Origin of the sequence: Agriterribacter sp., assembly GCF_035497235.1 — a bacterium.
GTDB lineage: Bacteria > Bacteroidota > Bacteroidia > Chitinophagales > Chitinophagaceae > Agriterribacter.
On sequence record NZ_DATJEB010000052.1, the window covers coordinates 76,850 to 90,096 of the forward strand.

The window sequence follows — 13,247 nt, forward strand, 5'->3', positions numbered from 1 at the left end:
AAACAATAAAAAATTAAGGTAACGATTTTATATCTACCTCCCTATTTGATGCGGGACGATAAGAAATATTTGACCTAAATATATGGACTCATTATTGCATTTGTCTTAATTTCAAATAAAACATTCAGGTTAAACCACAAAACCATCGGCAATGCATAGGCGTCAATTTATAAAACATAATTCGCTGACGGCACTGGGGCTGGCCTTCAGCCCTTTGCAGTTTGCCGGCGAAACAGGAGGCGGGGGCAACCTCCATTTTATTAGCCCCATTGACGGAGACATGCTGCATAAACATGATGGTATAGTAATGGGCGGAACATTACAAGCCCTGGTAAAAATTGCGGCGCCTGCCAACAGTTCTATTACCGTGAATGGTATACAGGCAAAAAAACGTAATGGAATTTTTACGGCTGAAATAGCTTTGGCTGATTTTAAAAATGTAATTGAACTGAGCGATAAAAAAACCGGAATACAAAAAAACATCACGGTATACTGGCTTAAAAACCTGGCAGATAATTACAGGCTTTCTATTGATGATGCGGTATGGTTTTTAAAAGACATCAACGCCAATACATCCACGTATAGTTCAATCTTCAACAACCCCTTTCTCGGATTTTTAAAAGAGGTACATGATGCGTATGACACTAAAGTGCATATCAATATCTTTTACGAAACCGATGGCTTCAACCTTTCTCAAATGACCGATCAGTTTAAAAATGAATGGCGGGCTAATGCCAGTTGGTTGCAGCTTAGCTTTCATGCAAAAGCGGAGTTTCCCGACAATCCTTATATACAAGCCGGTTATGACCAGGTAAAAACAGAATGCGATGCGGTAATCCAACAGATCAGGCGTTTTGCAGGAGATGAATTAACGGGACCAGTTACCACCCTGCATTGGGGCGAAGTGCCGGTTGAAGTATCCAGGGCACTGAGAGACGCGGGGTATACGGGACAACTATGCGACTTTAATGTAGACGATAATCTGTCTCCTTGTTCCTATTACTTAAATGTGGAGCAAAGAAGACATATTAATAAACGATTTTTATGGAGAGACAATAAAGAAGCGATTAGTTTTATAAAAAGCAGTATCATTATAGACACAAAAAAAACAGAGCAGATTATTCCTTATTTAGATCAATATGAACAACAAGGCCGTAAACCACCTTATGCAGATTTACTGATACATGAACAATACTTTTATCCGGGTTACCATAACTATCAACCCAATTACCGGCAAAAAGTATTAACCGCGGTAAAATGGGCGGTGGAAAAAGGATATACGCCTGCATTTTTAAAAGACTGTATATATGAATAATATCCCATTCACCTTAAACTATATAATCAAACGCATGATGGCGGCCTCCGGGGTTAGTGTCTTCGCTAACCCCATAATCACAAAATCTAAATGGAATGCTTATACACCGGTAATATTAATTATCCTACTGGGAACAAGTAGCCTTTTCACTTCCTGCAAACAAAAACCGCCGGCAGTAACAGATGGGTTAAGGGTTCCGGAAGGATATACGATAGAACGGGTAGCGGGGCCAGACCTGCTCTCCTACCCCATGTTTGCCAGTTTTGATAACCAGGGCCGGCTTTTTGTAATCGAGTCGAGCGGAAAAACAACGTCTACTGAAGATGTATTAGAGAATCCAACTTTTCAAATCCGGCTTTTGGAAGATATGGATGACGATGGAGTTTTTGATAAGAGCATCGTATACGCAGATCATATTTCCTATCCAATGGGCGCCTATTTTTACCGGGGAAGCTTATATGTAGCCGCACCGCCCAACCTCATGCGCTTTACGGATGCAGATGGAGATGGCATAGCCGAAAAGCGGGAAGCAGTATTGAGCGGATGGGTGCTGCATCATAATGCGGCCACGCTGAGCGGACCTTTTATGGGGCCCGATGGCTGGTTGTATTTAGCCGACGCCCGGCGCGGATTTAGCATTACAACAAAAGAAGGCGACTCCCTAACGGGAAAGGGCGCACGAATTTGGCGATGCCGGCCGGATGGAACGGGATTGGAATCTGTTTCGGGCGGAGGCTTCGACAACTCCGTAGAGATTGCTTTTATGCCTTCGGGCGAAACAATAGGAACAATGACCTATTTCACCGATCCTAAAGACGGGTTTCGTGATGCCGTGATGCATTGGGTGGAAGGCGGCGTGTATCCCAAACCCAACAGCGTTATTGAAGAAGACCACCTGAAGTTAACGGGTGAACTGATGCCTGTGATGACAAAGCTGGCGCGGATATCTCATGCGGGTATAATGCGCTATCGCGGATCGGCGTTTGGCGCCGCATTCAAAGGCAATTTATTTACCGCCCAGTTTAATACGGGGCGAATTATGCGGCATATTATTACCCCGGAAGGCGCTACGTTTAAAACTGCAGACGAACCTTTTATGCAATCCGATAGTTTGGATATGCATCCAACGGATATACTGGAAGATGCGGATGGCAGTTTGCTGATGGTGAATACCGGCGGCTGGTTTATTGCGGGCTGCCCACTTTCTGTGGTGGCTAAAACCAACGTATTGGGTGGCATTTACCGCATTCGCAAAACGGGTGCGCCGGTTGTAAACGATCCCTGGGGAAGGAAATTGAATTTTAAAGAGATGCCCGTACCTGATCTTGTTAAATATATGATGGATGATCGGCCTTTTGTTCGCGACAATGCTATAGAACAAATTGTTATAACCGGCGAACCCGCTGTTGATGCACTTAAAAATGCAATACCCACTATTAAAGATGAAGAACTGCGTGCGGCAGCAGTGTTTGCCCTTTCGCGCATAAACACCGCATCCGCAAAAGAGGGCGTGCGTAAAGCATTGGATGATCAAAGCGTTATTGTACGTACCGCTGCAGCCCGCATGGCGGGTATAGCAAAAGACAAAGAGGCACTGAATAAGTTAATGCAAATGGTGCGGCAAGATGAAGCCCCCGCCCGGCGGCAGGCCGCAACAGCGCTTGGCCAAATTGGCGATGAAAAGGCGGTAGCGGCACTTATAAGCGCTTCCAAAAACCCTGATGGCCGTTTTGTAGAACATGCAATAATTTATTCGCTCATCACCCTGAAAAAAGTGGCACCCCTGACACTTGCATTAAACAATAGCTCTGTTAATATGCGTAAGGCGGCATTGGTGGCGCTCGATCAGATGGACGGTTCACCACTGCAAAAAAATCAGTTAGCTGCTGCTCTGTCCGATGGAAATAAAACAATCCGTAATACAGGTATATGGGTTGCAATGCATCACCCTAACTGGAGCGACATTGTAACCAACTTCCTGCAAAAGCAATTAAATACAGCGGCATTGCCGGAGGAAGAACGATCATCATTACGTGAGCTCATGGCAGCCTTCAGCGATGACAAGACGTTGCAAAAATTCATTGGAGCCCAGTTATCAAGTTCAGCAACACCGGTTGAAAAGAAAATGTTTTTGATGGATGTAATTGGCCGCAGTGCGGTTCAAAACATTCCTTCTGCATGGATAAATCCATTGGGTAATCTATTAAAAGGCGATAATACAACACTCCGTTCCGCGGTATTAGATTTAATTGAATCGCATGGCATTAATACATTGAACAAAGAACTCAACCAAATTATACAGGATACAAAGCCTCCCACTGCTTTCAGGCTTAAAGCTTTCAGTGCACGATTAAAGTCGGAGAAATTACTTTCCGATTCGGAATTTCAATTGCTGTTTCATTTCTTAGATAAAGATCAGGAATCGCCCGTCAGGCAATCTGCAGTGCGTTTGCTTGCCCAGTCTAATGTAAGCGACACGCAATTGCTATCCCTGGCAAAAGAACAAGTGGCGCAGGCGGATGTTTTTTTACTGCCTTCGCTTATTACTGCGTTTGAAAAAAGCAAAAGTGAAGAAGTAGGCAAGGCACTGATAACAGCACTGCAATCTTCCACCAACGGGTTGGGCAGCCTGTCTGTAAAGGACATGCAAAAATTGTTTGACGCATACCCGTCATCCGTGCAGGCATTGGCCGAACCCCTTATGAAAACACTGCAAGATCAGCAGGCGTCACGTTTATCGCAGTTGGAACAATTAGAGGCCTCGCTCAAAAGAGGCGATGTGGGAGAAGGGCGCAATCTTTTCTTTGGCAAAGCCACCTGTTTCACCTGCCACTCTGTAGAAAAGAATGGGGGGCAGTTTGGGCCTGACCTGACAAATATCGGTGAAATCAGATCGCGGCACGATTTGCTGGAAGCCATTGTATACCCCAATGCCAGCTTTGCACGGGAGCATGAAACATCAAAAATAATAACCAAAACCAATACGTACACAGGCATCATCACCGAACAATTGCCGGATGCCATCATAGTAGCAACCGGCCCCGGTTCCATCATGCGGGTACCGCGCAGCGAAATCAGTTCCATTGAACTGCAAAATGTTTCTATGATGCCACCCGGATTAGACAAAATATTAGACAAACAGGAACTGGCTAACCTGATGGCCTACCTGGTTTCTTTACCTGACGGACTGGGACAAATAAAAAGTCACTAAACTTTGAATACAATGGAAAAAAGAATCCTTATTTTTCTGGCATTCCTTTCCTCCCTGACATTTATTGCAGAAGGCAGTTTTGCACAAACCAATACAGCCTTATTAAGTGCCACAGACATAAAAACCAGCAAAACGATTGAGCTCTTCAATGGCAAAAATCTAAAAGGCTGGTACACTTTTATTAAAGGGCGGGGAAGAGGCAGCGATCCCCAAAAAGTATTTACGGTTAACGATAAGATGATTAGGGTATCGGGTGAGGAATGGGGTTGCATTACTACCAACAAAGAATATGAAAACTTCACGCTAACTGTTGAATTTAAATGGGGAACAAAAACATGGGAACCACGTGTAAAGAATGCAAGAGATAATGGTATACTGGTACATTCTACCGGAATGGATGGCGGTTATGATGGTACCTGGATGCACGGAATTGAATGCCAGATTATAGAAGGCGGCACAGGCGACTTACTGGTGGTTGGCGATAAAACTGAAAACTTTGCTATTACCTGCCCGGTAGCAACTGAAAAACAGGGAGGCAGTTATCTTTTTCAGCCGGATGGCAAGCCTGTTACTATTCATGGCGGGCGCATTAACTGGTACGGCCGCGATGCTGACTGGGAGGATGTAATTGATTTTAGGGGAAAAAGCGATGTTGAAAAACCGGTGGGGGAATGGAACAGGATGGAAGTTGTTGCCAAAGGAAATGATATCTCTATATTTTTAAATGGCGTGCTGGTAAATCAGGCGATGCAGGTTAAACCCGCAAAAGGACGGATACAAATTCAATCCGAAGGCGCGGAAATGCTGATAAGACGGATCGAACTCACGCCAATAAGTACACAATAGCGGGGATAGCCTGCTAAAAAAAGTATCCCGCTAATACTGCGGTTACCGGACACGGTGAGTATAGAATCTGACATTATCTTACTTCAATGACCAGGAAAATGAAACTTAAAATCTGTAATAAAAAACAAATGTTGCATAAGCTGCCGCTGAAACCGATTGTGCTTGGATTGTTTATTTTTTTTATTGGTGCAGGCGCAGCTTTTACCCAGCAAATACGCATTGGGATTTTTAATGCGAATGTTACGCCACCAATCGGCAGCCCGGTGGCGTATGCTACAGCCCGATCCGTTATGGATTCGCTCAGCGCCAGGGGAATCGTTATTCTTTCGGATGAAAAGCCCATTGTATTATGCGCTGTAGACTGGATAGGTATTGGAAATGAAGGGCTGGAAGTATGGCGCCGGCGTTTGGCGGCAGCGGCTAATACCAGCATTGACCGGGTGTCGGTACACGCACTGCATCAGCACGATGGTATTCATTGCGATTTTACCATGGCAAGGATTATGGATGAATATGGTATGGGCGGCATCCGCTTTGATACCGCATTTTTATACGCGGCTATTCAGCATGTATCCGATGCCGTTAGTATAGCTGTAAAAAATACACAGCCCGTTACGCATCTTGGTTTTGGACAGGCAAAGGTTGATAAGGTAGCTTCCAACCGCCGCATATTAGACGAAGACGGTAAGGTGAAAATTATTCGCTGGAGCGCCACTACCGATTCCGCCGCTATAGCCGCTCCGGAAGGGCTGATTGACCCCTGGTTGAAATGCGTGAGTTTTTGGAATAATGAAAATCCGTTAGCCGTAATGACCTATTATACTACACATCCTCAAAGTTATTATGGAGACGGTGATGTAACCTGCGAATTTATTGGCATAGCCCGTAATGCAAGAGAGAAAGAAACGGGGGGCATTCCACATATTCATTTTAACGGCGCCAGCGGTAATATTGCAGCCGGCAAATATAACGATGGCTCTAAAGCCATGCGACCAGCGCTGGCAAAACGGGTAGAAACAGCGATGACTGAAGCCTGGCATCAAACTAAAAAAACAGCAATAAGCCAAAAAGATATGAGCTGGAAAAATACGGAGGTAAAACTTCCCCTTGGAAAAAACATATTGGAGGCGGAATTGAGAACCACCTTATCGGATGAAAAAAAATCAGCAGCGGAAAAAGTGGCGGCGGCAGAAAAATTAGCCTGGTACCAGCGGTCTGTAGCAGGCCAAAAAATAAATATATCCGCTCTGCGGTTAGGCAAGGTGTGGTTGCTGAATTTGCCGGGCGAACTGTTTGTAGAATATCAGTTAGCGGCCCAAAAAATAAAACCGGGTGCACAGGTATGCACAGCTGCCTATGAAGATTACGGTCCAGGTTATATTGGTACTAAAATATCCTATACCCAGGGCGGTTACGAAACCAGTGGTATTGTTTCGGGTACGGCGCCCGAAGTTGAAAAGGTATTAATGAAAGCTATCAAAAAAGTGTTGAAATAAACGATAAACTCCCAATTGGAACGGATATTCCCCTGTAACTTGTAACCTGCAACCTGAATCAATCTTAAAATTCACCTCCTCCTTCCTCAATAATCTCCCAAAGTTTCCGGTAACTGGGCCAGCGCTTTTTGCAACTGCCCGTCATTGGGCGCAATACCGTGCCACTCGTGCGTTCCTTCCATAAAATCTACCCCTTTTCCCATGGCAGTATGCATCATTATAGCAACGGGTTTACCTTTGCCGGTAAGTGTTTTTGCTTTATGTAAAGCGGCAACCAGGTCATCCATATCGTTACCATTGGTCTGAAGGGTTGTCCAGCCAAAAACTTCAAATTTTTTACCGATATCGCCCAGATCCATCACCTTTTTTGTAGGACCGTCAATTTGCTGACCGTTCCAGTCTATAGTGGAAATAAGGTTATCTACTTTATTATGAGCGGCAAACATAATGGCTTCCCAGTTTTGTCCTTCATCTAATTCCCCGTCTCCGTGCAGGGAAAAAACCAACTTATCGTCATTATTTAATTTTTTAGCCAGCGCCGCTCCTATAGCCACACTCATACCCTGCCCCAGCGATCCCGAAGCTACTCTTATACCCGGCAAGTGCTCGTGGGTGGCGGGATGTCCCTGGAGCCTCGAATTGAGTTTTCGAAAGCTGGACAGTTCGCTCACCGGAAAATAGCCCGACCTGGCCAGTGTAGCGTAAAACACCGGTGAAATATGCCCGTTTGAAAGAAAGAACAGGTCTTCACCCCTGCCATCCATATTAAAGGAAGGGTCGTGTTGCATCACATCAAAATAAAGCGCGGTAAAAAAGTCGGCACATCCTAAAGACCCTCCCGGGTGTCCGCTCTGGCAGGCATGTACCATTCTTACGATGTCTCTTCTGATCTGGGTGGCTATGTTTTTTAATTCTGGCATAATTTTTAGCTTTTAAAATGGTGCCAAAGCTAAATAAACTGTTGGATATAAGTAGATACGATTACACTTTTCGGGAAATATAGTTTTATTTCCCAATACTAACAGATTACACCAACCGTTCTATACAGGCTGTACGTATCATATAGTATAATATCTAATCGTCATTCTTTGCATTGTATTTATGCAAATAAAATAATTATCATATTTTCGCACCTTTAAAGCGAACCGGATGGAAATCATTTTGCTGGCAACCATATTAGCTTTCGTTATTACATTTACTGCCATTCCTGTAATTATTAATGTATCTGAAATAAAGAAGCTGTATGATCTGCCCAATGCGAGAAAGATTCATGCTATACCGGTTCCGTCGCTTGGCGGACTGGGCATATTTGCAGGCTTTATCATTTCATGCCTGATGACTATTTCTTTTAGTTCCGCTCCGGGTTTTCAATATTATTTTGCCGCAGCATTGGTTATTTTTTTCCTCGGACTTAAGGATGATATCCTGATCCTTACGCCCATGAAAAAGATCATCGGGCAAATTATAGCTGCTTTTATTATCATATACAAGGGCGGTATTGTTATTAAAAGCATGCACGGCTTTCTTGGCGTAAACGAGCTGCCCGAAATCATTAGTTTAATTTTAACCTATCTTACGGTAATTGTAATTATTAACTCCTTTAACCTTATTGATGGTGTTGACGGGCTTGCAGCGGGGCTGGGGATATTTACCACTTTAACCTTTGGCGTATATTTTTATGTTGCCGCTCATGCGGAATATGCGGCGCTTGCTTTTGCCATGTGCGGCAGCCTGCTGGCGTTTTTAATTTTCAACCGCTCTCCCGCCCGTATTTTTATGGGTGATACGGGTTCTTTGTTAATAGGATTGATTAACGCCATTCTGGTGGTGCAGTTTATTAATATCACTGATTCTCCCGGTAGCCTTGTGCCATTGCAGGCATCTCCGGCTATTGCCATTGCCATACTGATTATTCCTTTGTTTGATACCTTAAGGGTTTTCTCTATACGCATTTTTAACCGGCGTTCACCATTCAGTCCCGACCGCAATCATATTCATCACATTTTGTTAGACAGGGGCATGAGTCACAAGGCCATTAGTTTTGCCTTAATTGTAGTCAATATTTTTTTTGTAGCCATCGCCTATGGCTTCAGTTTTCTGAGCATTAATATACTTATCCCCATTTTAGTAGCACTGGCATTCGGTGGTTTTGCATTGGTATATTTGCATAAGCCCACGCTTATGCTAGTTACCGGGGGAGATACGGAAGATATTCTGCGGCTTACCAAACCTTCCCGTATTATGCCTTTAACTCCCGCTAAAAAAGCGGCCGAGCACAACTAACTTCCATATTCTTTTTATTCTTTCCATTTGTTAGCTTTGCAACGCATTTAATTTTTTAAATTATGTCAGAAGAAGTATCATTTGTATTAGACGTAGGTGAAGATACCATGAAAAAAGCCATCAGCCACCTGGAAGCCGAACTGGTAAAAATAAGGGCGGGAAGGGCTACCCCCCAGATGCTCGATGGACTGGTGGTTGATTATTACGGATCGCCAACGCCCATTAGCCAGGTAGGTAATATTTCGGTAGCCGATGCCCGAACTATAACCATTCAGCCCTGGGAAAAAAATATGCTGCAACCCATTGAGCGTTCCATTATTGCCGCCAATATAGGCGTAACTCCGCAAAACGATGGTATGATTATACGCCTCTTTCTTCCCCCACTAACAGAAGAAAGAAGAAAAGAGCTGGTTAAAAAAGTACATGCCGAAGGAGAACAATCGAAAGTAGCAGTGCGCAGCATACGCCGCGATGCGATAGAAGATATTAAAAAGCTGCAGAAAAACGGATTAAGCGAAGATGCCGGTAAAGATGCGGAAAAAGAAATTCAGCAATTAACCGATAAATACATCACACTCATAGATACTTATCTTGCCTCTAAAGAGAAAGAGATGATGGCGGTGTGAGATGGTGAGTAGTGAGTGGCAAGAAGAGAAGTACCAGGCTCATCGTTAGTGACTTTTAGCTGATTGCTAACGGCTGACTGCTGAGTGCGAAGTGAATACCAATACAGGATATGAGATTGATTTTAACCAGGTAATTATGGCTGCCATCAAATTAAAGAACATCAGTACCCGTGCACCAAAAGCGTACGATAAAGAAGCTACCAAAATAAAAACGGAAAAAATATTACAGGAGTTGGATGAACTGCAGAATCTCCTGTTTGCTGAAGGTAAACATGCTGTGCTGGTAGTAATACAGGGTATGGACGCCAGCGGAAAAGACGGTACCATCCGCAATGTTTTTGGGCAACTCAACCCACAGGGTGTAACAGTTAAGTCATTTAAAGTACCTACCCCCGAAGAATTATCGCACGATTTTTTATGGAGAGTACACATGGCCGCGCCGGCAAAAGGAAGCATACAAATATTCAACAGGTCGCACTATGAAGATATACTGGTAACCAGGGTACACAAGTGGTGCGATGATGAAACGGCTAAAAAAAGGATGCGGGCTATTAACAATCTCGAATCCTTACTTGCTGAACACAATAATACCCATATTCTGAAATTCTATCTGCATGTTTCTCCCGAAGCGCAGCAGGAAAGATTAAATGAAAGAATACATGATCCGGCAAAAATGTGGAAGTATAATGAGAAAGACTTTGAAGAAGCCAGGCACTGGAACACGTATATGAAAATGTATGAGGATTGTTTCGCGCATTGCAATGCCGTACCCTGGCATATTGTTCCGGCAGATCAAAACTGGTATAAGGAACACGTGATCGCTACTGCGCTGCACAGCACTTTAAAGCAGCTTAACATGCAATATCCCGGTTTAAAAAAATAACAGTACCGCCACCGGTGCATTATTTGTGCATAAATCGCTGTGCATTTACACTGATATAAATTATCAGTTAAAATATATAGTATTAATTTGAGCGGGAAATTATTTTTTATATCTTAAAAATCAACACTATGGGCTTACTTAAAGACTTTAAAGATTTTGCGTTAAAGGGCAATGTGGTAGATTTGGCCGTTGCCGTAATTATTGGCGGCGCCTTCGGTGCAATTGTTTCATCACTGGTGGATGATGTTATTACCCCGCTATTGCTCACACCCGCATTAAAGGCTGCCCATGCCGAAAACCTGGACCAGTTGATGTGGGGCGCCGTAAAGTATGGTAAATTTTTATCGGCGATTATTAAGTTCCTTATTATCGCATTCATACTCTTCCTGATCATTAAAGCCATGAAAAGCCTGCAGAAAGCAGAACCCCCCGCTCCTCCGGCCGGTCCTTCTTCTACAGACCAGTTACTAATGGAGATACGCGATGCATTAAAAAAATAATTTCCTGCAATAATGCCGGTGCATTATTTGCACAAATACCTGGTGCTTTTGTATAAGTACCAGGTATTAATATGTTATCCAAGCAAGTCTTTTTTTATACTTTCGCGAAAAAATCAGAACCATGAAAAAAAACTTATTCAGTGCTTTCCTTATTTCATTCGCTTTCTCTACCCTGCTTTACGCCCAGGATCCTACCGTATCAGCAATGCGGGATGCTGCCGGAAAAACCATAACCAAAGATCCGAATGATACCATTCCCCAGGTTTGGAAAAAAGGCGGGTTATTCAGTATTAATGTAAACCAGGGCGCTTTAAGCAACTGGGCCGCCGGTGGCGACAAGTCGTCTCTTTCTGTTGCTTCATTACTTAACTTATACGCTTTTTATAAAAAAGACAGGCAAATCTGGGACAATACCTTAGACATTGCCTATGGCTTCGTAAATACAACCAGCCTGGGCAGCAGGAAAGCAGACGATCGTTTTGATTTTCTTTCCAGGTATGGATACCAGCTCGGTAAAGGCCACTGGTACGCCAGCGCAATATTTAACTTCAGAACGCAGCTTACAAAAGGATACGCCTACCCTGCTAATGATCCCAAAGTGCTTACATCCAACTTCCTTTCACCCGCTTATGTATTGCTTTCACCCGGCATAACGTATCAGCCCAACGATAATTTTTCAGTATCGCTCTCTCCCGCTACAGGAAGATGGACGATCGTAAATGACGGTCTATTATCCGCCGCAGGCGCATTTGGAGTTGATCCGGGCAAAAAAATAAAAACGGAATTCGGCGCATTTGGCTCTATCAATTATAAAGCAAATATCAGTGAAAGCGCCTCTTATGCGGGACGGCTTGATTTGTTCTCTAATTATTTGCATAATCCGCAGAATATTGACCTTTATATGACTAATATGCTGCTGGTAAAAGTAACTAAACTGATTACCGTAAGTCTTTCCCTGGATATGATTTACGATGATGATGTAAAAACCGTTGATGCAAACAGCAACCCTGCCGGTCCAAAACTTCAGCTCAAAGAACTGATGGGCATAGGTTTAGCTTATCGTTTTAAAAACTGATTTTCGTTGCTTACATTTGTTGCGTCCCGTTTCGGTTTCAATATGGAAACCCGGCGGGACGCAGTTTTTAAATATATTGCATAGTGAATACAGAATCATACCAGATTAAGCTCCCGCAATTTGAAGGTCCGTTTGACCTTTTACTATTCTTTATTGAAAGGGACGAATTGGATATTTACGATATACAAATCACTAAAATCATCAATGATTTTGTAACCTATATGCACAGCATGGAAGATTTAAGTATAGAACTCAGCAGCGAGTTCATACTTTTTGTTTCCACACTTATGCGCATAAAAGCAAAAATGCTGCTGCCCCGAAAAGAAATTGATGAACAGGGTAATGAAGTTGATCCGCGACAGGAATTGATTGACAAGCTGCTTGAATACAAACGGTTTAAGGAAGCCTCTGTAAAAATGGCAGAAATGGAAGCCATCCGCATGCTGATGGTTAAAAGGGGAAATATACAAAAGGAAATGACGCAGGTAGGGGAAGACGCGGGTGAAGGCACCGAAATACAAACCATTACCACATTTAAGCTAATGAAGGCTTTTGAGCGGGTAATGCAACGCCTGCATGAGCGCAATAACAAACCCCAGCATGTGGTATACAACTACCACTATACCATGGAAGACAGCAGGGAATATATGCTGCACACACTACAGTCCGAAAAGACGGTAACCTTTGAAAACCTATTTAAAATTTGCGATAACCGTATTCATGCCATCTTCCTTTTTCTTTCTATGCTTGAACTGATACAGCAAAAATATATGAGCATTATTACCGGTGAAGGCAGAAACAATTTCATTATAGAATGGAATGAGGATAGAGAAGAACTGTTACCCGTTGAAGAAATTGGAGAATAAGGTGTCAGATTTTAGTTAACAGCCGTCAGCTAAAGTATACTAACGATGAGCGGATAGTTCCTTTTTTCACCTTTCACCACTTACTGCTGACCGCTCACTGCTAACCATTATCTTTGCCAAATCATTTTACAACCCAACGGCTACCA

Annotated in this window: 11 protein-coding genes; 10 read left to right on the top strand and 1 reads right to left on the bottom strand. The window is 43.3% G+C overall.

Annotation, left to right across the window (positions count from 1 at the left end):
- Positions 1-151: 151 nt before the first annotated feature.
- The 4 genes from VL121_RS18565 (at position 152) to VL121_RS18580 (ending at position 6,868) form a co-directional block, all read left to right on the top strand.
- On the top strand, positions 152-1,315 hold the full coding sequence (locus tag VL121_RS18565) for a hypothetical protein (RefSeq protein ID WP_325408103.1): 1,164 nt from the start codon (positions 152-154) through the stop codon (positions 1,313-1,315).
- On the top strand, positions 1,308-4,526 hold the full coding sequence (locus VL121_RS18570) for a PVC-type heme-binding CxxCH protein (protein WP_325408104.1): 3,219 nt from the start codon (positions 1,308-1,310) through the stop codon (positions 4,524-4,526). Before VL121_RS18565 ends, VL121_RS18570 begins: the two co-directional genes overlap by 8 nt.
- A 12-nt stretch (positions 4,527-4,538) precedes the next feature.
- Positions 4,539-5,372 carry a 3-keto-disaccharide hydrolase gene (locus VL121_RS18575; RefSeq protein ID WP_325408105.1) on the top strand — a complete coding sequence of 278 codons (834 nt, stop codon included), beginning with the start codon at positions 4,539-4,541 and terminating at the stop codon, positions 5,370-5,372.
- Positions 5,373-5,470: 98 nt separating this feature from the next.
- The gene (locus VL121_RS18580) at positions 5,471-6,868 is read left to right on the top strand and encodes a hypothetical protein (RefSeq protein ID WP_325408106.1); all 1,398 of its coding nucleotides are present in this window, start codon (positions 5,471-5,473) and stop codon (positions 6,866-6,868) included.
- An 86-nt stretch (positions 6,869-6,954) separates the two neighbouring features.
- Here VL121_RS18580 and VL121_RS18585 read toward each other — a convergent pair whose 3' ends face one another.
- The gene (locus VL121_RS18585; RefSeq protein WP_325408107.1) at positions 6,955-7,788 is read right to left on the bottom strand and encodes a transketolase; all 834 of its coding nucleotides are present in this window, start codon (positions 7,786-7,788) and stop codon (positions 6,955-6,957) included.
- Between the two features lie 229 nt (positions 7,789-8,017).
- Between VL121_RS18585 and VL121_RS18590 the strand changes: the two genes are divergently transcribed.
- The 6 genes from VL121_RS18590 (at position 8,018) to VL121_RS18615 (ending at position 13,101) form a co-directional block, all read left to right on the top strand.
- A complete protein-coding gene (locus VL121_RS18590; RefSeq protein WP_325408108.1) occupies positions 8,018-9,151 on the top strand; it encodes a glycosyltransferase family 4 protein in 1,134 nt (377 codons plus the stop codon).
- A gap of 62 nt (positions 9,152-9,213) precedes the next feature.
- Positions 9,214-9,777, top strand: a complete 564-nt coding sequence (gene frr / locus VL121_RS18595) for a ribosome recycling factor (protein WP_325408109.1) — start codon at positions 9,214-9,216, stop codon at positions 9,775-9,777.
- A 136-nt stretch (positions 9,778-9,913) separates the two neighbouring features.
- Positions 9,914-10,660 carry a PPK2 family polyphosphate kinase gene (locus VL121_RS18600; protein WP_325408110.1) on the top strand — a complete coding sequence of 249 codons (747 nt, stop codon included), beginning with the start codon at positions 9,914-9,916 and terminating at the stop codon, positions 10,658-10,660.
- 128 nt (positions 10,661-10,788) lie between these two features.
- Positions 10,789-11,160, top strand: a complete 372-nt coding sequence (gene mscL, locus VL121_RS18605) for a large conductance mechanosensitive channel protein MscL (protein ID WP_325408111.1) — start codon at positions 10,789-10,791, stop codon at positions 11,158-11,160.
- Between the two features lie 121 nt (positions 11,161-11,281).
- Positions 11,282-12,235 carry a DUF3078 domain-containing protein gene (locus VL121_RS18610; RefSeq protein ID WP_325408112.1) on the top strand — a complete coding sequence of 318 codons (954 nt, stop codon included), beginning with the start codon at positions 11,282-11,284 and terminating at the stop codon, positions 12,233-12,235.
- Positions 12,236-12,318: 83 nt separating this feature from the next.
- Positions 12,319-13,101 carry a segregation and condensation protein A gene (locus VL121_RS18615; RefSeq protein WP_325408113.1) on the top strand — a complete coding sequence of 261 codons (783 nt, stop codon included), beginning with the start codon at positions 12,319-12,321 and terminating at the stop codon, positions 13,099-13,101.
- The last annotated feature ends 146 nt before the right edge of the window (positions 13,102-13,247 follow it).

Excerpts from the sequence above, each read along its gene's own strand:
- VL121_RS18565 (WP_325408103.1), top strand. The coding sequence starts at position 152 with ATGCATAGGCGTCAATTTATAAAACATAATTCGCTGACGGCACTGGGG.
- VL121_RS18570 (WP_325408104.1), top strand. The coding sequence starts at position 1,308 with ATGAATAATATCCCATTCACCTTAAACTATATAATCAAACGCATGATG.
- VL121_RS18575 (WP_325408105.1), top strand. The coding sequence starts at position 4,539 with ATGGAAAAAAGAATCCTTATTTTTCTGGCATTCCTTTCCTCCCTGACA.
- VL121_RS18580 (WP_325408106.1), top strand. The coding sequence starts at position 5,471 with ATGAAACTTAAAATCTGTAATAAAAAACAAATGTTGCATAAGCTGCCG.
- VL121_RS18585 (WP_325408107.1), bottom strand. The coding sequence starts at position 7,788 with ATGCCAGAATTAAAAAACATAGCCACCCAGATCAGAAGAGACATCGTA.
- VL121_RS18590 (WP_325408108.1), top strand. The coding sequence starts at position 8,018 with ATGGAAATCATTTTGCTGGCAACCATATTAGCTTTCGTTATTACATTT.
- frr (WP_325408109.1), top strand. The coding sequence starts at position 9,214 with ATGTCAGAAGAAGTATCATTTGTATTAGACGTAGGTGAAGATACCATG.
- VL121_RS18600 (WP_325408110.1), top strand. The coding sequence starts at position 9,914 with ATGGCTGCCATCAAATTAAAGAACATCAGTACCCGTGCACCAAAAGCG.
- mscL (WP_325408111.1), top strand. The coding sequence starts at position 10,789 with ATGGGCTTACTTAAAGACTTTAAAGATTTTGCGTTAAAGGGCAATGTG.
- VL121_RS18610 (WP_325408112.1), top strand. The coding sequence starts at position 11,282 with ATGAAAAAAAACTTATTCAGTGCTTTCCTTATTTCATTCGCTTTCTCT.